At 31.8% G+C, this 22,996-nt stretch carries 13 protein-coding genes; 7 read left to right on the top strand and 6 right to left on the bottom strand.

Annotation, left to right across the window (positions count from 1 at the left end):
• Positions 1 to 3: 3 nt before the first annotated feature.
• From ACM55M_RS10650 to ACM55M_RS10625, 6 genes are all read right to left on the bottom strand, one after another.
• Positions 4 to 357: a hypothetical protein gene (locus ACM55M_RS10650; protein WP_416857609.1), complete on the bottom strand. Its 354-nt coding sequence runs from the start codon at positions 355 to 357 to the stop codon at positions 4 to 6.
• Positions 354 to 578, bottom strand: coding sequence for a hypothetical protein (locus ACM55M_RS10645; protein WP_059114466.1), 225 nt, complete (start codon positions 576 to 578; stop codon positions 354 to 356). Before ACM55M_RS10645 ends, ACM55M_RS10650 begins: the two co-directional genes overlap by 4 nt.
• Before the next feature lie 18 nt (positions 579 to 596).
• A complete protein-coding gene (locus ACM55M_RS10640) occupies positions 597 to 2,351 on the bottom strand; it encodes a hypothetical protein (protein WP_416857608.1) in 1,755 nt (584 codons plus the stop codon).
• Positions 2,352 to 2,434: 83 nt separating this feature from the next.
• Positions 2,435 to 2,644, bottom strand: coding sequence for a hypothetical protein (locus tag ACM55M_RS10635; RefSeq protein WP_416857606.1), 210 nt, complete (start codon positions 2,642 to 2,644; stop codon positions 2,435 to 2,437).
• A 5-nt stretch (positions 2,645 to 2,649) separates the two neighbouring features.
• Positions 2,650 to 2,907 (bottom strand): hypothetical protein, encoded by a 258-nt coding sequence (locus ACM55M_RS10630; RefSeq protein ID WP_416857604.1) that lies wholly within the window; start codon positions 2,905 to 2,907, stop codon positions 2,650 to 2,652.
• A complete protein-coding gene (locus ACM55M_RS10625; protein WP_416857603.1) occupies positions 2,904 to 3,083 on the bottom strand; it encodes a hypothetical protein in 180 nt (59 codons plus the stop codon). Before ACM55M_RS10625 ends, ACM55M_RS10630 begins: the two co-directional genes overlap by 4 nt.
• 214 nt (positions 3,084 to 3,297) lie before the next feature.
• Here ACM55M_RS10625 and ACM55M_RS10620 point away from each other — a divergent pair, with 214 nt between their 5' ends.
• The 7 genes from ACM55M_RS10620 to ACM55M_RS10590 all read left to right on the top strand — a co-directional run bounded on the left by ACM55M_RS10620 (position 3,298) and on the right by ACM55M_RS10590 (position 22,857).
• Complete coding sequence (locus tag ACM55M_RS10620; protein ID WP_416857602.1) at positions 3,298 to 3,645, top strand: helix-turn-helix domain-containing protein; 348 nt, start codon at positions 3,298 to 3,300, stop codon at positions 3,643 to 3,645.
• Positions 3,646 to 3,718: 73 nt separating this feature from the next.
• Positions 3,719 to 7,051 carry a helicase-related protein gene (locus tag ACM55M_RS10615; protein ID WP_416857601.1) on the top strand — a complete coding sequence of 1,111 codons (3,333 nt, stop codon included), beginning with the start codon at positions 3,719 to 3,721 and terminating at the stop codon, positions 7,049 to 7,051.
• Positions 7,051 to 10,776, top strand: a complete 3,726-nt coding sequence (locus ACM55M_RS10610) for an Eco57I restriction-modification methylase domain-containing protein (protein ID WP_416857599.1) — start codon at positions 7,051 to 7,053, stop codon at positions 10,774 to 10,776. Before ACM55M_RS10615 ends, ACM55M_RS10610 begins: the two co-directional genes overlap by 1 nt.
• A 1-nt stretch (position 10,777) precedes the next feature.
• A complete protein-coding gene (locus tag ACM55M_RS10605; RefSeq protein WP_416857597.1) occupies positions 10,778 to 12,808 on the top strand; it encodes an AAA family ATPase in 2,031 nt (676 codons plus the stop codon).
• Entirely contained in the window at positions 12,805 to 14,748 is a 1,944-nt protein-coding gene (locus ACM55M_RS10600; protein WP_416857596.1) for an ATP-binding protein, read from the top strand. Before ACM55M_RS10605 ends, ACM55M_RS10600 begins: the two co-directional genes overlap by 4 nt.
• A gap of 68 nt (positions 14,749 to 14,816) precedes the next feature.
• Positions 14,817 to 15,911 (top strand): Fic family protein, encoded by a 1,095-nt coding sequence (locus tag ACM55M_RS10595; protein ID WP_416857595.1) that lies wholly within the window; start codon positions 14,817 to 14,819, stop codon positions 15,909 to 15,911.
• Between the two features lie 1,276 nt (positions 15,912 to 17,187).
• The gene (locus ACM55M_RS10590) at positions 17,188 to 22,857 is read left to right on the top strand and encodes a LamG-like jellyroll fold domain-containing protein (RefSeq protein WP_416857594.1); all 5,670 of its coding nucleotides are present in this window, start codon (positions 17,188 to 17,190) and stop codon (positions 22,855 to 22,857) included.
• Positions 22,858 to 22,996: the final 139 nt, after the last annotated feature.

Below are 22,996 nucleotides of genomic sequence, written 5' to 3'. Positions count from 1 at the left end.
GGTTTAATTCAAATTAGTTAATTGTTGGTCAATATTATTTCTTGTTTTCAAGAGAACGTGTTTTTGATAATCGGTTAAAAATGATACTTCTTGGATGCACAATAAAAAAAGTACCGATGCTTCGGAAATAGTAAATCGAATAGATACAGCATTTTTGAAGTTTTGCTCCATTTTATTTCTCAGTTTAAAAGCCAAACGCATCAAAATATCAATCAAAATGAAGCCAATATAAAACTCCGCATTTTCCTTATTCATACTTTTTAACGATTCGCTTTTTTCGTTTATAAAACAGATTATCTGCTCCCTCAAAACTTCAATTTCCTCTATTTTAATATTTTTCAATTGAATAGATTTCATAACTTTTTCACCGCAATTAGATTTCCATTTTCATAAAACTGAATAACGTTTGTAATTTTTGACAGTGCGTGTTTTTCAAACCTTCTCAACATACTGGCAATTACAGACTGGGTATTTCGTTTGTTTTGATTGATTGGCGACCACCAAACAGCATTACTTTGTTTGCTTTTGGTAAGAATTACCATTTTAATTTTCGAGGATTCAGGAACAAATACTGGCATAGTTATAAATTGGTTAGGTTAAAATTCACTAAAATCATATTGCGCAAAATCGGTATTGATGTTGATAGTTTTTTCATTCATTTTTAATGCCTTTTTTTCAATCATTTTGGGTAATTTCTCCAAATATTCTACTGGTAAATTCTTTTCGACATAATCAAATAATTGTGGCATTGTAGTTTTGTTTTTGAAGAAACGGTTTACTTCATTCTCGCACTTTTTAGCATAATTAATCTCAACTTTTCTGCGAACTGCATTAGCTTCCTGCTTCTTTTTCAAAGCTTCATATTTCGCCTTTCCTTGTAAATGTTCTCCCCATTTGGCTTTTGTATATTCGAAACCGACTTCTTTTGAAGTTTTTCGGGTCATATCAAAATAATCATAAGGAAATAATGGCGGAAATTCATTTTTCACAAACCATTTTCTCGCCCATTCAGCTCTCCAGCGCATTTGTTGCACATCCTCAACAATCGATGCTTTATTAAATGCTTCGCCTGTAAAAGCAATCCACTTGTTTTGCATATAAAGTGCAATGGCTTTCTTCCATGAACCCACAAATGGCGTAGTGTTTTTATAAATTTTTGAAATACTCTTAAAAAAATCTTGGATTACCATTTCCCGAAAATCCTCTTTTAGCATCGTTCCTGAATAGGCTTCTTTAAACAAATAGCGAATATCTATCGGTTTGTAGTTGTTGTATTCTTTATTGGCTAGATTTACAGCTAGTTCCTGTGGGTGCAGGATTAAGTTTTGCAGTTTTTCCGATAAAGTTTCTGAAACTTTAACACTTTCCGCCCCCGCCACCTCGGTTGGATTTTGCTCCTTGCTGGCTGGTGTTCCTGTAAAAAACAAATGAGAAGGCGTGACCAAAGGGAACTCCTTATTAAAAAGAGGAATGTTTTTCACATTCTCTTTCTTTTGATATTCATTTAAAACTGTTCTAGTATTCTCATTGTTATCAGGTAACACTTTCTCGCTTTCAGAGGTAAGGCGTTGATTTTCAGCAATTGTTAATTTTGAGGTTTTAAGGTCTAAAACGATTAAAATTTCAGTATTTATATGCACTTCAACAGGTCTATTTTGCCCTTTAAAAATATAATCTACAAATACTCCGCATTCTTGCAATCGTTGTCTGTGGTTGCGTACAGTCTTTGTACAAAGGTCTAAACTGTTTATTCCGTTTCGTTTTAATTCGGTTACTAAAAATGAGTTGATTTTAAACTCTTCAATAGGTCTGACAGCAGTAACGCCCAACTTCATATATTGTTCATTGCGTTTCATTAGTTGCGAATTGTACAGGTGTAGCAAGTTTTGAAAAACCAATTCCGTTGCATATTTGACCGTTTGTATTTTTTTCTTGTAGAGAATCATTCCGTAATCTTTACAAAAAGCATCCACGTTTTCGTTGTACTCTCTAGCTTTTAGGGATTGTTTATTCTTCACAAAAAGTGTGGAGAATTCTTTTTGAATTTTGTTCAATTCATTTTGAAGTATAAAACACTTTACATTCGCATTGTGTTTGTCAATTAAATCGTTCTCAGCATTGGTTTTGAAGTTGTAACCCGCAATGTATTTTCGGTAATTATCCATTGTAATCGAAAAGGCTTCAATAGAAATAGCAGGATAAACCGCCATAATACGGTTGTCCAATTGCAATGAAGTTGCAACGGTTGTTGCAATGCTTTCTAGGGTTTTCTTTTTCTCGATAGTATTCCCAAAGCCAAAAAGATTGGAAGCCAACGAAAAAACTTTACTATCTAACTGCTGTTTATTCATATATACGTCGTTATAACCTTTCAGCATCGGGCGGAATACACCCGAATGCGTCTAGGAATTTTCAGCATTTGCTGGAGGTATTTTTATGCTCTACTTTTTTTCTTGAATTGGGTCGCCAATAGTTTTTCGGTAACACTTTCTAGTGTCCAGTTTTCTAATGCGTTTGATTTTTTTGCTCTTTTAGCTATCGGTTTTCCAAATTCTTTATCAATACACAAGGCAAGTTCTTTCAATTCCTCAGAGGAAAGAAAAATTTTGGCGTTGTTGAATATTGATAAAACTTTTGGATTCATTACCCTTAGACTTTAGATAATTTTTTACGTCTTTTTTGCATTACTTTTTTTGCTTTTATGGTTTTATTGACCAATTGCATAATGGCGATTTCTACCTTTTCATTTTCACGCATACCATTTACAAAAATGCGGATACTGTGTGTTGTGTAATCTTTGCCAATGGCATTTTTAATTTTCAACTTCTGTAGATGCTGTGATACTTTTGCAGAATATTGCTTTCCTAATGTTTCAATCAAAAGAGTTCTTTCTTTGTCCGTAATCATATCTCCAGTTGTATTTGGTAACTATAGTCTTTTTGTAATTCTTTCAAATCCATATTTTCAATTTCAAAATCCCAAGGCAAATAAATCGTTTTGAGATTCGGGTTGTATTTTACTCCTGCTTTTATCAGTTTTTGATGCAATCGGTATCGTCGATTCACTTTTGCCGTTCGTACCATAGATTTTAATTTGCATCGGTTTAAAATTCAATTAATTGCAATATTTCTCCACAAATAGCAGAATTTTGCAATTTTTTTTATTACTTTCGTAGCTACACTTTTGCTACATAAGCGTTACAGAATTGTTACATTCGTTATTGCAAATATATACAACATTTGCAATATTTTGCAATTCATAATGCAAAATATTACAAATTTTTAATAAGCTTCAAATATGCAATTGATTATCAAAGAAATAAGGGAGAATAAAAAATTAACTCAAGATGAAGTTGTTGAGCTGTCAGGTATAAAAAAACGTACTTATGTAGATTATGAAAATGGAAAATCTGACATTCCTTTATCAAAATTGCAAAATATCGCAATAGCATTAAAAGTTAATTTATTTGAGTTGTTTGATGGTTATGAAAATACCACAATCGAGAAAACACAAACTACCGAATTTTTACAATTACAATTCGAAAACGAAGCTTTGCGAAATGAAAATGCAGAATTAAAAAAAGACAAAGACTTTTTACAATCCTTACTACAACGCAATGACCACGATAAAAGTCAAACTGCATAGTGATATGCAGGTTGTTTGGAAAAGAGAGTTAGAAATAATTGAATAAAGCAAAATAGAATAACATATTTATAAAATGTCAACTAAATTTTTCACCAATAAAGACACTAACAGCTTAATTAATAAGTTTGAAGGAGTATTCGCTAACCAAAACGTACACCATTTTGATGCACTAATTGGGTATTTCCGAGCTTCTGGTTACTTTAATTTAAGACCATTTCTTGAAAATGTCCCCGAAATTAGAATATTAGTTGGTATAAATGTAGATGATTTATCAGCTGAAGCGCAAAGAAAAGGGCAATTGTATCTTGAAAACACAGATAAAACAAAAGAAGAGTATTTAAAGTTCGTTGCAGATGATATTGCCAAAGCCTCATATAAAAAAGAGACCGAAGACGGAATTTTACAATTTATAGAAGATATTGTTTCTAAAAAGGTAATTATAAAAGCACACGGTAAAAGAGCGTTGCACGCTAAAATTTATATTTTTCGACCTAATCCATTCAACGAGCATACAAACGGTAGTGTTATTACTGGCTCATCAAATTTGACGGAAGCAGGACTAGGAACAAATACTACTTCTAATTATGAATTCAATGTACTTTTAAAAGATTATGAAGATGTTGTTTTTGCAACCAAAGAGTTTGAAGAACTTTGGAGCGAAGCCACAGAACTGCTTCCTATTGACATAAAAGGATTAAAAAAGAAAACCTATCTAAATGAAGATATTACGCCTTACGAGGTGTATATCAAAATGCTGATTGAGTATTTTGGAGATGCTATCATTAGAGATAAAATTTCAGGTAAAGATTTGCCAGAGGGTTATACTAATTTACAATATCAAGCAGATGCAGTTGTAGATGGATATTATAAATTGATGAAGCATAACGGCTTTATTTTGGCTGATGTGGTAGGTTTGGGTAAAACTATTATTGCTACGCGAATAATCAAAAAATACATTGAAAAAAACGGATATAACACAAAAGTTTTAGTAGTATATCCAAATGCTTTAGAGGTCAACTGGAAAACAACCGTTAAAGATTTCGGATTAACTAATTACATTCAATTTATTTCAAATGGTAGTTTGCACAAGATTATTGATGGGGATAATTTAAATTACCATAATCCCGAAGACTTTGATTTGATTGTAGTGGACGAAGCTCATAAGTTCAGAACATCAGGTTCAAATATGTACGGACTTTTAGAATTAATTTGCAAAACTCCAAGAATAACAGTTGGTAACGACATCAACAGAAAGAAAAAAGTAATTCTTATTTCGGCAACGCCATTGAATAATAAACCAGATGATATTGCCAATCAGATTTATTTATTTCAAGATGCTAGAAAATCAACTATTGAAGGAGTTCCAAACTTACAGTCGTTCTTTTCACACAAGGCAGAAGAATATAAAAAACTCTATAAAATTAAAGACCACGACGAGCTTATTAGAAAAGTAAAAGAAATCTATTTGCCAATTCGTGACAAAGTATTTACAGAATTAGTTATTCGTAGAACAAGGGCAGATATTAAAAACATTAAACGCTATAACGATGATGTCACAGCTCAAGGAATGTCATTCCCCGAAGTAAAAAACCCTCAAAAAATAGAATATGCTTTTGATGATAAATTAGAAGTATTATTCTTTGAAACCATAAGTAAATTGGTTGATGAAGTTGGTTATTATCGATATAGAGCAGTAGAGTTTATAAATGAAGAGTATGCCGATTTATACGATAATGCACAATTAATTTCTCGACAATTATCAATCATTATGAAAACCCAAATGGTAAAACGTTTGGAAAGTAGCTTCTTTGCTTTTAAGAGTTCACTAAACAGATTTTGCGTTTCTAATCAGCGAATGATAAATATGTTTGAAAAAGACAAGATTTTCATTGCTCCTGATTTAGATATTAATAAACTCTATGAAGATGGCAAGGAAGACAATATTGAAGCGATTATTGAAAAACTTAACGAAAGTTCTCCAAATAATGATACCTACAACGCTTCCGATTTTGACCCGCAATTGTTAGAAGGATTAAAAAGAGACCAAGAAATATTAGATGATTTACTCTCGCAATGGCATTTAGTAGATTATGATCCAAAGACAACTAAATTTATTGCTACACTGAATGAAACGTTATTAGGTGAAAAGAATTTAGAAAAGAAAATTGTAATCTTTTCAGAAAGTAAAGAAACCGTAAACTATTTAGCCAAAGAATTAGAAAGCGTTGGTAGAAATGATGTATTGGCTATTAGTGCAGCAAACCACAAACAAAAGTTCAATACCATTCGTAAAAACTTTGATGCCAATTACCCAGAGAAACACGAAAACGATTATAACATTATCATTACAACTGAAGTATTGGCGGAAGGTATCAACTTACACAGAAGCAATGTTATTTTAAATTATGATATTCCTTGGAATGCAACTCGATTAATGCAGCGTATCGGTCGTGTCAATCGTATTGGTACAAAGGCAAAAGAAATTTTAGTGTATAACTTTTATCCAACGGCACAATCCAATGATTTAATCCAATTGAACGAAAAAGCATTAAAGAAATTACAAGGCTTTCATTCTGCTTTTGGAGAAGATAACAAAATCTATTCAGAGCAAGAAGAATTAATCGAAAGTACGTTAGGCAATCTTCAACCTAAAGAAGAAGTTGATGAACGTTTAATGTACCTCGAAATAGTTAGAGAGTTATTTAATGACAATCATAAAGAATACAAACGTTTGCGTGATTTACCAATGAAAAGCCGTGTTGGTCGTTTGGCAACTACTAAAAACGATATGGCTCAAAAAGTAATCGGTCAAACCATCGAAAACGGTGTATTGTGTTATTTGAGAAACAACATCAAAGAAGGTTTTTATGTTTGTAATGAAACGAATTGCGTAGAAATTACATTTATTCAAGCAGTCAAATTATACGAAGCCACACCAAAAGAAAAAAGAACGGATTTAATTGCTAATCATTTTGATGCGGTCAATTTAGCAACTACACATTTCAAAAAAGTGTACAATACTATTTTCACTACCGAGGAATATGACACTACCAATCTTTCTGTACAAGAACGAAACTCGATATTGTTTTTAAGCAGTATTATTGATTTAAAAAGAAACTTCCCTAACGAGATTTCAGATGATTTTGAAGAGTTATTAAAAACAGCTTTGAAAATTATTTATATGGGTGTATTCAGAAAATTCAGAAACGAAATAGCCACATTAGCAGCTAGACAAAAAAAGAAAAAATTGCCTTTGGCAAAAATAATATTAGAATTAAATGCTGTAATGAATAATTACCCAATCAAGCAAATTGCCCGAATGGATGCTTTGCGTTGGGAAAACGAAAAAGAGCAAAACAACCAATTTGAAGAACCTAAAATTGTCATTACAGAAACCTTTGCCTAATGAAGAGAGAAGAATTAAAAGACATACTACAAAACAGCTACAGCCAAGAAAAATGGATTAAAACGTTACAATTCCTTTCGGGAAGTAAAAACCTTTTAACCATTTCATTAGAGCCAAAGTTTGTTGAAATTAAATCCGCTAAAGCAAAAGAAATAGTAGTTGAAGTAGTCCAATTAGGAACACTAAAAACTACTGATGGCATTACATTACCTATTTTTGATGTTACCTTGCAAAACGGCATTAAAATAGAATATAACCGTGTTGGCGTTAATGAATTACTAAAAACACACATACTAAAAGATGCTGTAAAAGGTGCTATTGTTACGTTTCATTATCCAACTCCAGTCATTGCGAGTAATGATGCAAAATCAGAATGGCGTTTCTCTTTCATCAGCAAGTTTGGTAGTGATTATTTTGCCGAAGCCGAAAGCGTAGAAACCAACCCAAAAAAATACACGTATATTTTTGGAACTTCCGAAGAACATAGAACGGCTTTAGAAAGATTATACAATTTAGAACAATCACGTTTTAGATTAGAAGATTTCTTCGAAGCGTTTAATGTAGAACCTGTTTCAAATAACTTCTTTAAAGAATATAAAAACTTCTATCAAGATTTTGTATTTCAACTAAGCAATGACAAAAACAGCAGAGCTATTTTTGAATTGGAGAAAAGTGATGATGTAGAAAAAGACATTCGCAACTTTGTAAAGCGATTATTAGGACGTTTGGTATTTCTTTATTTCTTGCAAAAGAAACATTGGTTAGGTGCAAGTAACAAAAACTATGATGATGGCGATACCAATTTTCTTTTCAATCTCTTCAACTATAACAATGACAGCAAAGACCATTTTTACAACAAATGGTTGAGTAAATTATTCTTTAATGCACTCAATACAGCTAACAGAACCAATGATGGTTTTGAGTTACCTAATGGCAATAATGTTTGGATACCATTTTTAAACGGTGGATTGTTCGAAGAACACCAAGAACCGGAAAGACACAGAGAAATACAATTTCCACCAACACTTTTTGAATTACTATTCAAGTTTTTTAATGGTTATAATTTTACCATTTACGAAAACAGTCCCGAAGACCACACTGTAGCAGTTGACCCAGAAATGTTAGGGCACATTTTTGAAAACTTACTAGAAGACAACAAAGACAAAGGAGCGTTCTATACACCCAAAGAGATTGTGCATTATATGACACAAGAAAGTTTGATAGAATACCTCAAAACGCATTTATCACATTCTAGAGAAGCGATTGAAAACTTAATTAAAAATCATATTACAAAAGATTTTACAAGAGAAGATTTAAAAAAAGTTGAAAAACTAATTGATACTGTTAAAATTTGTGACCCAGCCATTGGTTCTGGTGCATTTCCGATGGGGTTGTTACAGGAAATATTTGCATTAAAAGCAGTAATACATTATGAATTGGGTTATGATGTTTGGTCGCCAGCCAAGATAAAACAAGATATTATTCAAAATTCAATTTACGGAGTAGATATTGAACCTGGTGCAGTAGATATTGCAAGATTACGTTTTTGGTTATCATTAGTGGTTGATGAACCTACACCAAAACCTTTGCCTAATTTAGACTATAAAATTATGCAAGGAAATAGTTTAATTGAAAGTTTTGATGGAATTGATTTATCAAATCTTGCTTCAGCAGATGAGCAAATAATTGACGAACAAGCTACTTTTAATTTTGGCGATGCATTTACTACCAAAGTAACTTTGTTTGATGCCGTTAGTATGGAACAATTCCAAACTTTAATGGACAAGTATTTTTCTCCAGAAGAATGGGAGAAAAAAACAAAAGAAAAAGTGGATAAGATTGCAGTAAAAAAACAAATTAACAACGTAATTGAAGGCAAAATACACGCAAAGATATTTAAAGAAAAAGAAGATACTGAAAATAAAATAAAGGTCTTTGAACGAAAATTTAATATAAAAAAAGAAGGCGATTTAGAAAAATTAAATACTAAAGGAAAGGAATTTAAGGAATATGAAATTCTAAAAAAACGTTATTCAGAAATAGAAATTATTGAAAATGAATTAATTGATTTTCAAAACACCGATGAAAGACCTTATTTTCTTTGGCATTTGTTTTTTGCCGATGTTTTTAATAATGGTGGTTTTGATATTGTAATTGCTAATCCACCTTATGTTGGTGTTAAAGGTAATGGTAAAACATTTGAACAAATAAAAAACACTGATTTATCAAAATACTTTAAAGGCAGATCAGAATTATTTTATTTTTTTATGCATAAAGCTATACAGCTTGGGAAGACAAATTGTATTAATACATTTATTACAACTAATTATTTTATCACTGCAACAGATGCTAATTTATTAAGAACTAATTTAAAAGAAGATACAACAATTTTAAGCCTTTTAAATTTTAATGAAATTAAATTATTTGCTTCCGCTATGGGGCAACATAACTTAATATCAATATTTAAAAAAGGATTTGACAAAAATACTAAAGCAAAAACTTTATTTACAAAAAACAAAGGTTTCGCAGATAGCATTGAGATTGAAAAAATATTGTCTTTTAAAGATACTAATACAGATTATTTTGAATTAAGTCAAGATGAAATATTTGAAGGCAAAGAAAATTATATTAGAATTGGTGGTTCTTCGGGTGGTAATGATGAATTATCCTCAATATTTATGGCATTAAAAACAAATGATTTGCTTGGGGATATTTGCTTTGTTAGACAAGGTTTGAGAACTGGTGTTGATAAAATCTCTGATACTCATATAAATAAATTTAAATATAAAGGAAATAAAGGTGAAGGAGTTTTTATTTTGTCTTTAGACGAATTGAATAAAAAAGGAATATCCATTGAAAATCCTATTGTGAAGCCATTGTTTAAAAATAGTGATGTTAATAAATATTTAACTAATGAAAACACTAATCAATATCTACTTTATATTGATGGAAATATAACATTAGATAGTTTAATCAATGATAACTTAAATATTTATAATCACCTTATAAACTATAAGGAATTAATTCAGAAAATTAGATATGGTAATAAAGAAGATAGTGAAAATTGGTTTAAATTAGATAGAACAAGAGAGCAATGGCTATTTGAAGGAGAAAAGATTGTTGCACCACAAAGATCAAAATCAAATACATTCGGTTATAATAATATTTCTTGGTATTCTAGCGCAGATGTTTATTACATAAAAACTAAAGATAAAAAATATAATTTGAAATACATTTTAGCTCTGCTAAATTCAAAATTATTTTTTCTTTGGTTATCTTATAAAGGTAAACGGAAAGGAGATATGTTAGAATTATACCAAAAACCTCTATCAGAAATTCCAATTATTTTTTCTACAGAAATGAAATTATTTGAATATATTATTGACTTGATTTTATATACCAAATCTAAATCAACTTCTTCAATAAACGACATCGTTAAAAATGACCATATAGCTCAATTCTTTGAAGAAGTAATTGATGGATGCGTATTTGAGTTGTATTTTGAAACCCATATGAAAGAAAAAGGCATTAATATTATAGATGATGTCAAAAAGTATATTGATGAAAGTGGTTTAAATCAAGATTTTGAAAACATTGAAGAGGAGATTAAAAAGCAAAAGATTTGGGAGTTATACAAAGATATGAGTACAGGAATTGTTCAAGTAAAAATGACTGATTTTACAACCAAAAGTCCTGATATTTTAAAACCTATATTACAGAGTTAGTATGAGTAATATAGACAAAGTTAGAATACACAATTTTAAAGCTTTTTATACAGGTGCTGAACCAGAAGAGATAAAATTAAATGGTAAGCATTTATTAATGTATGGCGAAAATGGTAGTGGTAAAAGCTCCATTTATTGGGCTTTATACACATTATTTCAATCGGAAACCAAAAGAGCGGATGAAATTGCTAAGTATTTTACACCAACCCACGATGAACAACTTTTAAATTTTAATTACCTTAATCAAAGGCCTGATTTTGAAATTGATGCAGAGGGTAAAATTACAAATCCGACTGATATAGGTAAAAATGCTGAAATAGAAGTACTTTTAGAAGATAGCACTTCATTAAAAATAGATAAGGACGGAAATTACGAAAGTGTCCCAAATAAAATTAAGGAGCTGAACCGCCATAGCGATTTTATTACACACAGATTATTAGTAAACTTTTATAATTTTAGAAATTCAGAAAAGATTGACCTTTGGGAAGTTTTTGTTCGTGATTTTTTACCATTTCTTCGCATAAATAAAGGAAATGGTGATATTACTTTATGGGAGAATTTTTCAGAACTTCAAAAAGATTTAGTTACTAATGATGAAAAATTACGTCGCACATCCAAACATCCAAATCATAAAGCAGAGCAAGAAAGAATTAAAAAAGAAATTGAAAAATTCAATGAAGATTTAGAATATTGGATTGGTCGAATTAACACTATTGCGAATGAGGTCTATCGAAATGAATTGAAGATTAAGGATAACATTGCTTTTTTTCTAAAGTATGAAAATCCATTACGTTTTGAAGATAGCTCTCTTAATATTATTGATAAAAATGGTGTAAAGTCTGTTAGCCCATCCAATCATGCCAGTTTAAATGTTCCTAATTTAGTATTAAACATTAGAAGACAAAATAATGACGGTACTTATTCATTGATTCACAGACCACAATCATATTTGAATGAAGCAAAAATCACTCAAATTGCTTTATCCCTAAGATTTAGTTTACTTCATGAAACAATAAAACCTACTTATCCTGGTCAGTTTTTAGCTTTAGATGATTTATTGATTAGCTTGGATATGAGTAATCGGGATATTGTACTCAATGCGATATTAAATATTTATGCAAAACGATTTAAGATTTATTTTTTCACACACGAGAAAAGTTACTATGATTTTTGTGTTTTTAAAATAGAACAGAAAAAAGAAAAGAAAGACTGGGAAATTATGGAAATTCACTCTGGTGAAACTAAAATAGAAAAACCAGTAATAATTCAATCGGGTTTAAATTATTATGATAAAGCAATAAAATATTTTAAAGCAAAAGATTATACAACTAGTTCATTATATTTAAGAAAAGAATTAGAAAAATTAGTAATAGAAAGACTTCCCGAAGAATACACAAAAACTATTGACGGACAATTTCATAATTTAGAACATTATTGGAAATTGTTTGTCGAGAGATACAAAATGTTGGGTAAAAATATTTCAGAAGAGATTAAGGATTATTTTAAACAATCAAAATTATTAATTCTTAATCCAGCAGCACATCATAATCTAAATTTACCAGTATATAAACTTGAACTCGAAAGAGTATTTAAATTGGTTGAAAAGATTTATGATGAGTATCCAATACCACAGTTAACTATTTTCATGGCTAGAGGCATGTCTTTAATTTTTAAGCATCCTAGTATAGATTATAGTTTTAAATTTGAATTATTATCTGATTTTAGAAATGTAGGGGCTTTAGGAACTTCAATATTAGAATTGCCAAAATGTAAAATATTACATTGGCAATTTCAAGGAGTTGATTTTTGTATTCCTGCTAGTGGTAGAATTCTGTCTGAAAATGAAATTGAAAAAAATCAAAATAGAAAGGATGACAGGATAGATGATATTCTTAGAAACTTAAAAAGAGATACTCTATTGAATATCACAAATGAAATGTTTGTTGAAAATTTATTTATTGAAAACTCTATTTGGAGTTTTAATGAAGTTATAGAAAAAGCCAATATTAAAGATAAAATACTTGCATTATGAGTCAAATGTTAGCAGAAATAAGTAGAATTGTAAATGAAGATATTAGCCCAAGAGTTACTCAATATGATGTACTTTTTGAAGCAATTACTAATGCTATTCACGCCAATGCTACTGAGATCAAATGCTATCTAAACACTACTGATAATCAACTTAAAGAAGGCGATAAAGAATTTGGTGCAATAAAAATAGATACTATAAAAATTGTTGATAATGGAGATGGCTTAACCGATAAAAACTTTTCTTCATTTTCTACATACAGAACAGAACACAAAAAAGAATTAGGTTGCAAAGGAGTTGGCAGATTTGTTTTTCTAAAGATTTTCAAAAATGTCAATTACAAGAGTAGATTAAAAGAAGAACAAGAAGAGAGAAAATTTAAGTTTGATTTTAAATTTGATACAGAAAATTTAATAAAAGAATCCGTTGCAGTTGAAAGCAATGAAACGGAACTTACTTTGTCGGGTTTGACAGCCAAATACTACGATGATGCCAAGAAAAATGACCGTAGAATTGAGTTAGACATTACTACAATAAGAGAAAAGGTTTTAATGAATCTTATTCCAACTTTGTTTTTTTATAAACAAAAAGGAACTATTATAACAATTGAAATTCATAACGAATACGACACTACCTTGAACAAAATAAGTTCAAGTGATATTCCAGATTTTCAAGACAATTTTTTTGAAGTCAAAAATAAGGATGGTAATGTTTTTAAATTCAACCTACATCACAAAATTGATAACAATGTAGGTTCTCTAAATGCTTATTATTGTGCCAATAACAGAACTGTATGTGAGTTTAGCGATAAAGATTTAAAAATAGCAATGCCTTATGGTTATTCAGGTTTTATGCTGTTAGAATCCGATTATCTTAATATACACGCCAATAATGAACGTAATGATTTTGATATTTATCCAGTCAAAACAGATGTTTTTTCTACACTATCTTGGGAAATGATAAACTCACATCTCAAAAAGGAAATTAGCGAATTAGTAAAAGCTGGTATCCCTGAAACCAAAAAAAGAAATATAGAAAAATTGCAAGAAATTCAAGAGGAAAGACCTTATTTGATGAATTATATTGATGAGGAAGATATTGAAATGGCTGGTTTTTTAGATAAAAAACATATTATTGAAAAAGCTAAAAAAGGATTTGATGTTGCAAAAGAAAAGGTACTGGTAAATGCGGGTAAAGAAGACTATTCAGACGAGGAATTAAATGAAGCAATCCAACTCGCACAAAATGAATTAGTATCTTATATAAATGACAGAGTTCAAGTCATTGAAAGACTAAAAACATTAGTTGATAAAAGCGAGCGTGTTGAAAAAATTATTCATAATTTGTTTATGGAAATGCGAACTACTGATGATTACTACAGTGTTGGTAAAAATAATCTTTGGCTTTTAGATGACCGTTATACTACCTATAGTTATGTAGCAAGTGATAAGCGTATTCGTGAAGTTTTGAAAGGAATCGATGAAGTGAATGGCGATACAGAAATACTAGACGACAAACCAGATTTATCACTTTTCTTTTCACATAACCCAAACAATCCCGAAAGATTAAAATCGGTACTAATCGAAATTAAACCATTTGATTTTGGTTCCAAACCTGACCGCAAAAAATTTGCAGGTATTCAGCAATTATTAGATTACGTTAAAGCATTCAAAGCAAAAGATAAAATCGATGAAGTTTCTGCATTTTTAATAACTGAAATTGATGCTAAACTAGAAGCAAGACTTCGTGAAGATGATTATACACCTTTATTTTCAACTGAAAACCCGATTTTTCACAGATTTTATAAAGAAACTGGAATTTCAATATTTGTTATAAGTGCTTCGACTTTGATAAAAGATGCAGAAGCAAGAAATAAAGTGTTTTTAGAAATTATCCGAAAACAAACTAGATTGAATAAACTAATGCAAAATAATACCCTTTAAAAATTTATTGCCAGAGTGCTAATAAATGAATTAACTAAACAACTGGTTAATATAAAAATTTAAAAAAAATGAGCCAATATCCCCTCCCAACATTGCCTTTACAGCACGAAGTAGAAAGCAAAGTGGTGCTTAAAAAATTGGCATTGGCACACAAAGCCCTTGCCGAGTTGAATGGAGTTGCAGAAACAATCCCTAACGAGGTTATTATACTTAATACCTTATCCTTACAAGAAGCAAAAGACAGTTCGGCTATAGAAAACATTATCACAACACATGATGAATTGTTTAGTAGTGACAGTATAGCGAAACAATTTGCCAGTACTGCTGCCAAAGAAGTATATAATTATGCTACAGCATTAAAAGAAGGTTTTGCCATTGTTCGTAACAAGCAACTCATTACCTGTAATCAAATTATAGAAATACAAAGCATACTGGAAGAAACTAAATCAGGTTTTAGAAAATTACCAGGTACAGCACTCAAAAATGGAGAAACAGGAGAAACCGTTTATACTCCACCACAAAGCCATGACGAGATTGTTACATTGATGAGTAATTTAGAAAACTTTATCAACGATGATACTTTGACAGATATTGACCCATTGGTGAAAATGGCTATTATTCATCACCAGTTTGAAAGCATTCATCCATTCTACGATGGTAATGGTAGAACAGGTAGAATAATCAATATTTTATATCTGGTAAAGGAAGATTTGTTGCATTTACCTATTCTCTATTTGAGTAGATACATCAATCAAAACAAAGGCAACTATTACCACTTATTACAAGAAACAAGAATAACTCAAAATTGGGAACCATGGATATTATTTATGCTTGAAGCAGTTGAGCAAACTTCCATTCAAACAACGGGTATCATTAGAGGTATCAAAAAACTAATGATGGATTACAAACAAAAAATCCGTACCGAGTTGCCAAAAATATATTCACAAGATTTAATTAATAATCTGTTCAAACACCCCTACACAAAGATTGATTTTCTAGTGCAAGATTTGGATATTACAAGACAAACCGCTTCAAAGTATTTAGACCAACTTATAGAATTAAAGCTAATTACATTACACAAGATAGGGAAAGAAAATTTTTATATCAATACAGCCTTATACGACTTTTTGCACAATGCACCGCAACGCTTCAAGTTCAAATAGTTTGCTTTTTTTAACACGTGGTAAATGTCATGTTCAAAAAAATGAAAAAACTTAACATGTTAAAAATCTCATGTTAAAAAAACAGAAAAAAGTTAACACGTTTAATTAACGTGTTAAATAAAAGAGCAAAAAGGAAAGAGCAAAAAAGACAGTTAAAAACAATTAATAAATTCTTTATCTTTGAAATACAAACGCCTTAATAATTAACAATCTAGGAATACTAAAACGCATACGATTTATATTTTTTCATACTAAAATAGCTTTGTAAACCCCAGTAAACACAGGGAATTAAAAACTATTTTCAGATTCATAACCCTGAGGTCCCGAGTTCAAATCTCGGTCTCGCTACCAAAGCAAAAACCCTAACATCAATATGTTAGGGTTTTTTTATGCTTAAAATTTAGTATATTCCTCAGACCCCAACCCTTAGGAGTGACGAAAAGGAGTGACATATTAAGCTCCAAAGATTGAAATTTTTAGTACCCCTCTTCTATTTTTGTCAAAATAGTTGAGCCAATATAATATCTTTCGAGTATCTTATGGGTTGAATGTGATGATAAAATACCCGTGTCTTTGTTCATTACTTCATGGACCCAAGATATATAAGTCTTTCTTAAATCTTTAAAATTTACTTTTTTATCAATATCCACCATATTTTATAATGAGTAAATCCTTTTGACACATCATTCATCATAGTTTTGATAATATTTTTCTCTCTGGAAATAGTATGAAATCATTCGTTTGCTTTTTATCATCGTAACTGGTAATGTAGAACTCTTAAAGACAAGGAAAAAAGTAATCAAAGAAAGCCAGTAGTAGTTTGATAGACCATTCTTGGGAGTATTTAAATAAAACTAATCTAATTGTATAAAGAATTCGTTTACAAAATATATGCAAGAAATTGACAAAGCAAGTTAAAACTTCGTTTTGAAATTAAATTTGGGCAATCTACACAAAGCCTTTTCAATATTTTTATTTCCTTATTATTAGTCAACAAAACCCTATAAAATTCCCAGTATTAATAGCACTATTAATACTGTTACTTAGAGAATTCATCAACCTAATCAAGTGATTTATTTTAATAAATAAATATTTTTATATATAATTTTACGTACAAAATTTTATTTAAAATGCTTTTAATCGATTTTTTTAAGCTTTTAATCTATTAAATAAAGCAAAACGCATAAATTTAAATCCTCAATAAGCATGATTCTTAATCTGAATTCATTTAAAATAAAAAAACATGTGCCATAATTAATTTAAACAGGAGAAAATCATGAAGAAAATTACTTTAATAAATATAAAACTAATTCTCACATTTTGTTTTCTTTTTATTACAATTTTTGGATATTCACAAACAACGCAAACATACAGTTCATCTGGAACATTTATCGTTCCTGCAGGAGTTACAACCTTAACAGTCGAAGCTTGGGGCGGTGGAGGAAAAGGTGGTTCAAAAACAACTGGTAACAGTACCTATGGTGGTGGTGGTGGTGGCGCTTATGCAAAAAAAGTATTAACCGTAACATCTGGATCATCACATACGGTAACAGTGGGACCAGGAAGCTCAACAACTTCAGCTGGAGGAGATTCGTGGTTTTCAAACAACACTTCTATCCTTGCAAAAGGGGGGAACAGTGTGTCTAATAATACAGCAACAGGTGCCAATGGTGGTTCTTCAGCGGCTTCTATAGGAGATGTTGTTCTCTCTGGTGGTAATGGTGCAGGTGGCGCAACAAATGGTGGTGGTGGTGGTTCTTCTGCAGGAACAGTTTTAATTGGCGTTAATGCTACTAATCAGAACGGAGCAATTGCCCCTAGCGGTGGAGGAAATGGAGGAAACGGCTCTTCTGGCTCAGCTACTGTTATTGGTTCGTTTCCAGGAGGTGGTGGAGGTGGTGGGAAAAACAATGATGATGGAGCTTTTGGAGGAACAGGTAAAATCAACATCACATGGACCTGTCCTACTTATAGCTTAAGCACAACAGCTGTTGCATCACCGATATGTGCAACAAATAATGCAAGCGTGTCCGTAACTTCTTCAGCTGCAGGATTACCAGCAGGAACTTACACAGTTACATACAACTTAACAGGGGGAAATACTGCAACAGGAAGTACAGTTACTATGACCGTAACAAGTGCCGGTTCTGGAAGTTTTACCACAGGTGCATTATCAAATTCAGGCACAACCACTATAACAATTACAAATCTTGCAAGTGGTGGAACTTCTCCAAATTATTGTAGTTCTGCTATTGGTACAAATAATTCGACAAGCGTAACTGTGAATGCAAATCCTACAATTACGAGTACGGCTCCTGATTCTAGAAATGGTTCCGGAACAGTCGTGTTGGGAGCTGTACCTTCTGCAGGAACAATTTCTTGGTTTGCAGCATCAACTGGAGGAAGTGCCTTAGCTACAGGGACAAGTTTTACCACTCCCATTATTACAACAACTACAACTTATTATGTTGAAACCACCAATGCTTCTTGTACATCTTCTCCAAGAACCGCAATAGTTGCAACGGTAAATTCTCCAGAAATAAATATTCTGGGTAACACCACTTCAATTATTGATGGTGATGCGACCCCAAGCATCATAGACTGGACAGAATTTGGATCAATGGAGACCAGTACGGGAATCATCACAAAAACATACACTATTCAAAATACTGGTACTTCAGCCTTATCCATAGGAGCCATAACTATCTCTGGAACTAACGCTGGTGATTTCTCCGTTACCACTAGTCCGAGTGCTTCAATTGCAGCTGGAGTCAGCTCTACATTTTCTGTTAGTTTTAATCCTAATACCTTAGGTTTAAAAACTGCCGTAATTTCAATTATAAACAATGACTCTAATGAAAATCCTTATGACTTTTCTATTCAAGGTACGGGAATTCAAACCTTTTTTGATAGCGACGGGGATGGTGTATATGACAATTTTGATATAGATGATGATAATGATGGCATTCTAGATGCTACTGAGGAAGTTAATTGTAACAGCTCAAATGGCCATAAAGTTGATTATAAATTTCTGAATGAAACCTTTGGCACAGGAGGAAAAACTTCAAGCTTTACTGCTGCCTATAATGCCACAACAACCTATTGTTATGAAGACGGAATTGCAGGCACCAATACGACTGCATGTCCTAGTCAATCAACCTGGATACTGGATGATGGTGAATACACGGTAGTCTCTAAAATAACAGGAACAGTAGCTAGCGACCCTGAAAATATTCATGGTGATTTAGCTTGGTATAACGGAGAAGATCATACCACAGGAGATACCAATGGAAGAATGGCTGTTTTTAATGCCAGCTTTACTCCCGGAACATTCTATGAAACAACTATTACCGGGGTTTTGTCAAATTTACCGATAACTTACAGTTTTTGGGTATTAAACATAATGGCCGCCTCTACTTTCCCAAACTCAATTTTACCCAATGTAACAGTAGAGTTTTATGATTTATCAAACAATCTTCTTACAACTTTCAACACAGGAAACATCGGAAGATGTTCCGGAAGCACAACAGACAATACCTGCACTCAAGGAGTTTGGAAACAATTTACTACTAGTGTCAACTTAGGAAATGTGAATGCCTTTACCATTCGTTTCAAAAACAATGCTCCTGGTGGTGGCGGTAATGACCTTGCATTGGATGATATCCTAATTTCACAAACTTTATGTGATTTAGACAATGATGGCGTTGCTGACATGTTTGATCTGGATGCCGATAATGACGGAATTGAAGATGTTATAGAAGCAGGCTTAGGAAACTTGAGTAACGCCAAAGGAAAAATAGATGTGACTTGGGTAGATATCAACGGAAACGGACTTCTTGATAGTGCTGAGTCGACAGCCGTACTAGCTGCACTAGACTCTGATGGTGATGGAATCCCAAATTATATTGATTTAGATAGCGACAACGATAGTCTTTTTGACGTGGACGAATCTGGGGCAGGAAATACAAATGCTGTTTCTGGATATGAAAATGGTGACGGAGACATTAATGGAGATGGAACAGGAGACGGTCCGGAATCAGAAACATTTAGAAGTAAAGACATTAATGGAGATGGAATAACAGAAGGTTTTGGTGACGGAATATTAGACATTTATGACTATGGTACGGGAGCTACGAACCAATACGGAAATTTAGGACAAGGTATTGCAACTGCAAATCCTGCAACTACTTATCTAAAAGACACAGATGGAGACGGAATCCCTGATTATCTTGATGTAAAATCTAATGAAAGTACATTTGATATTGCCAATACTTTATTAATCTATGACTATAAAACTTTAGACACCAATAATAATGGCGTTATTGATGGCACAACCGATATTGATAAAGATGGAATTCTGGATACTTTTGACACCAACACGGCTCTGTTTGGTTCTCCTAGAGATTTACACACCAAATTATTTCTAGACTTTGACGGTAGAAACGATTATGGTCAAAGTACGGCAATTCTTGGGGGATTAGCCAATGCATCTTTAATGGCATGGATTGATTTAAATGCCGCTTTTTCTACTGATGGAGTTATTGCAGGACAAAATAATTTTCAAATCCGAATTACTGCCGCTAAGAAATTGGAAGCAGTTGTAAACGGTACAACAGTAACTTACAATACAGCTTTAAATGTATCCCAGTGGTATCATGTTGGGGTAATTTACGACGGAGCAAATATAAAGTTATATTTAAACGGTGCTTTGGTGGCAACCCAAGCTAAAACCGGAAGCATCTCAGCTGATGCAACATTACTTACTTTAGGAAAAGACCCTAGTTCAAATACAAAATATTTTAAAGGAAAAATTGATGAAGTACGGGTGTTTAATATGGCTTTAACTGCATCCCACTTACAAAGAATGGTGTATCAAGAAATCCAAGATATCGGTTCAGAAATTAGAGGTACAATTGTTCCTAAAAATGTCACCACATCCCCTACTTCTTTGCCTTTTACTAATTTGCTTCGTTATTATAGAATGGACAACTATATAAATGACATTATTGATGACTTAACAACAACAGCTATTGATGTTACCGGAACAAAAATATATAACCATAAACATATATATGTGCAACAGGCCCCTATGCCTTTTTTAACGGAAAGAAACGGAAGTTTTGCTACTGCTGTAAACAGTCCTACAAAAGAAATTAGAGGGAATGATATTATGGATCAGGATTGGTCTATCGTAAAAGTACAACATGATATTACTGAAACGGCTAATAATATTGATTTGGGAATGCTGGTAGATTCTGGAAAAAAAATTGTGATGAATAATGATACCAAAATACAAAATGATTGGTATTTAAAACTAGATGGAAAACTAGATTTAGTGGAAATGTCACAGTTAGTGCAAACTATGGAGAGCGACTTAGATATTACAAGCTCTGGGTCAATAGAAAGAGACCAACAAGGTCAATCCAACAAATACAATTATAACTATTGGAGTTCTCCAGTAAGTCCTGCAAACACTGCTACCAACAATACTAATTATACTGTTGGTGGAGTAATGAAAGATGGCACTACAACAACTCCACAAAATATTAACTGGATTGGTGGCTATGATGGAGCGCCCACAACCCCTATTAGTTTACCTCGTTACTGGCTTTATAAATTTGATAATTATGTCAATACTTATGCTAATTGGGTTCAAATATTAGAAACAAATCCACTACGTGTAGGCCAAGGATTTACATTAAAAGGAAGTGGAGCGATATCAGGAACTCAAAATTATACTTTTGTTGGAAAACCAAATAACGGTACAATTTTAACAAATACTATAGGTGATAATCAATTATTGTTAGCTGGTAATCCCTATCCATCAGCATTAGATGCTGATGCTTTTATAACTGATAATATAAGTTCTTTAGAAACTTTCTCAAGCCCTTCTACAGATGGCACTTTATATTTTTGGGAACATTATGCTACTAATAACACACACGTTTTACGTGATTATCAAGGGGGATATGCTGTACGAAATTTAACTGGAGGATTAGCCCCTTCATCTGCAGGTGTAGATTTCATCAGCAAATCAGGAACTCCGTCAAGAGGAATCCCTAACCGATATATTCCGGTAGGACAAGGTTTTTTTATAATTGGAAAAATAGGTTCTAGTGGCATTGTTACTTTTAGAAATAGCCAAAGAGCTTTTCATAAAGAAAATGACGCTTTAAATTCGAATATAATGTATAAAACTAAAACCGATAAAGAAACAACCTGGAATAATAACAATAATGACCCTGTAATAAAAGATACTTATAAAAGAATTCGTTTAGGTTTCAATTCCCATAATGATTATCATAGACAGTTGTTGTTAGGATTCATGGATGAAAAAGCAACTCGCGAAATCGATTACGGTTATGATGGTTTTAATATCGATGACTTTCCAAATGACATGTACTTATTGAATGGTGAAAACCAATTAGTAATAGAAGGAGAAGGATTTTTTGATGCAAGTGCCTCCTACCCGATTGGTGTAAAAACAGATGCTGAAGGAACAGTAAAGTTCTTAATTGATGAATTAGAAAACTTCGACTCAGCACAAGTAATTTACATCTACGATGATTTGACAGGGATGTATCATGATATTCGCAATAAAACATTCGAAGTGATTCTGCCAAAAGGTGTAAACAACAACCGTTTTTCATTACGATTTACTAATAAAACATTAAGTATTGATGACAAAATCATTAATGATAATACCATTAAAATTACGCATTTACAAAATGGAAATAGTCTTATAATCAACAATAACATATTGGACACAACCGTTAAAAAAGTTACTTTATTCAATATAAATGGCCAATCGATAGACACTTGGAAAATTGATAATCAAGACCAACAAAACATTCACTTACTTATTAAAAAAGTAAATTCCGGGGTATATATTGTAAAACTTCAAACCACAAAAGGAGATTTTAGCAAAAAAATAATTATCCCTTAATAATAAGAAAAAATAAATTTAAGATGTAGAAACTGTCTGAAAAGACAGTTTTTTTTATGTCTAAATTGACCTTAAATGAACAAAAAACTAAACCATTTAAAGTTAATTTTCTTAAAACGAGTAGTTTGTCGGATGATAA

This window comes from Flavobacterium galactosi, from assembly GCF_048158585.1.
Taxonomy (GTDB): domain Bacteria; phylum Bacteroidota; class Bacteroidia; order Flavobacteriales; family Flavobacteriaceae; genus Flavobacterium; species Flavobacterium galactosi.
This window is presented reverse-complemented; position numbering and strand designations above follow the sequence as displayed.

What these genes read in the sequence shown, in the direction of transcription:
- ACM55M_RS10650 (WP_416857609.1), bottom strand. Translation starts at nt 357, where the DNA reads ATGAAATCTATTCAATTGAAAAATATTAAAATAGAGGAAATTGAAGTT.
- ACM55M_RS10645 (WP_059114466.1), bottom strand. Translation starts at nt 578, where the DNA reads ATGCCAGTATTTGTTCCTGAATCCTCGAAAATTAAAATGGTAATTCTT.
- ACM55M_RS10640 (WP_416857608.1), bottom strand. Translation starts at nt 2,351, where the DNA reads ATGAATAAACAGCAGTTAGATAGTAAAGTTTTTTCGTTGGCTTCCAAT.
- ACM55M_RS10635 (WP_416857606.1), bottom strand. Translation starts at nt 2,644, where the DNA reads ATGAATCCAAAAGTTTTATCAATATTCAACAACGCCAAAATTTTTCTT.
- ACM55M_RS10630 (WP_416857604.1), bottom strand. Translation starts at nt 2,907, where the DNA reads ATGATTACGGACAAAGAAAGAACTCTTTTGATTGAAACATTAGGAAAG.
- ACM55M_RS10625 (WP_416857603.1), bottom strand. Translation starts at nt 3,083, where the DNA reads ATGGTACGAACGGCAAAAGTGAATCGACGATACCGATTGCATCAAAAA.
- ACM55M_RS10620 (WP_416857602.1), top strand. Translation starts at nt 3,298, where the DNA reads ATGCAATTGATTATCAAAGAAATAAGGGAGAATAAAAAATTAACTCAA.
- ACM55M_RS10615 (WP_416857601.1), top strand. Translation starts at nt 3,719, where the DNA reads ATGTCAACTAAATTTTTCACCAATAAAGACACTAACAGCTTAATTAAT.
- ACM55M_RS10610 (WP_416857599.1), top strand. Translation starts at nt 7,051, where the DNA reads ATGAAGAGAGAAGAATTAAAAGACATACTACAAAACAGCTACAGCCAA.
- ACM55M_RS10605 (WP_416857597.1), top strand. Translation starts at nt 10,778, where the DNA reads ATGAGTAATATAGACAAAGTTAGAATACACAATTTTAAAGCTTTTTAT.
- ACM55M_RS10600 (WP_416857596.1), top strand. Translation starts at nt 12,805, where the DNA reads ATGAGTCAAATGTTAGCAGAAATAAGTAGAATTGTAAATGAAGATATT.
- ACM55M_RS10595 (WP_416857595.1), top strand. Translation starts at nt 14,817, where the DNA reads ATGAGCCAATATCCCCTCCCAACATTGCCTTTACAGCACGAAGTAGAA.
- ACM55M_RS10590 (WP_416857594.1), top strand. Translation starts at nt 17,188, where the DNA reads ATGAAGAAAATTACTTTAATAAATATAAAACTAATTCTCACATTTTGT.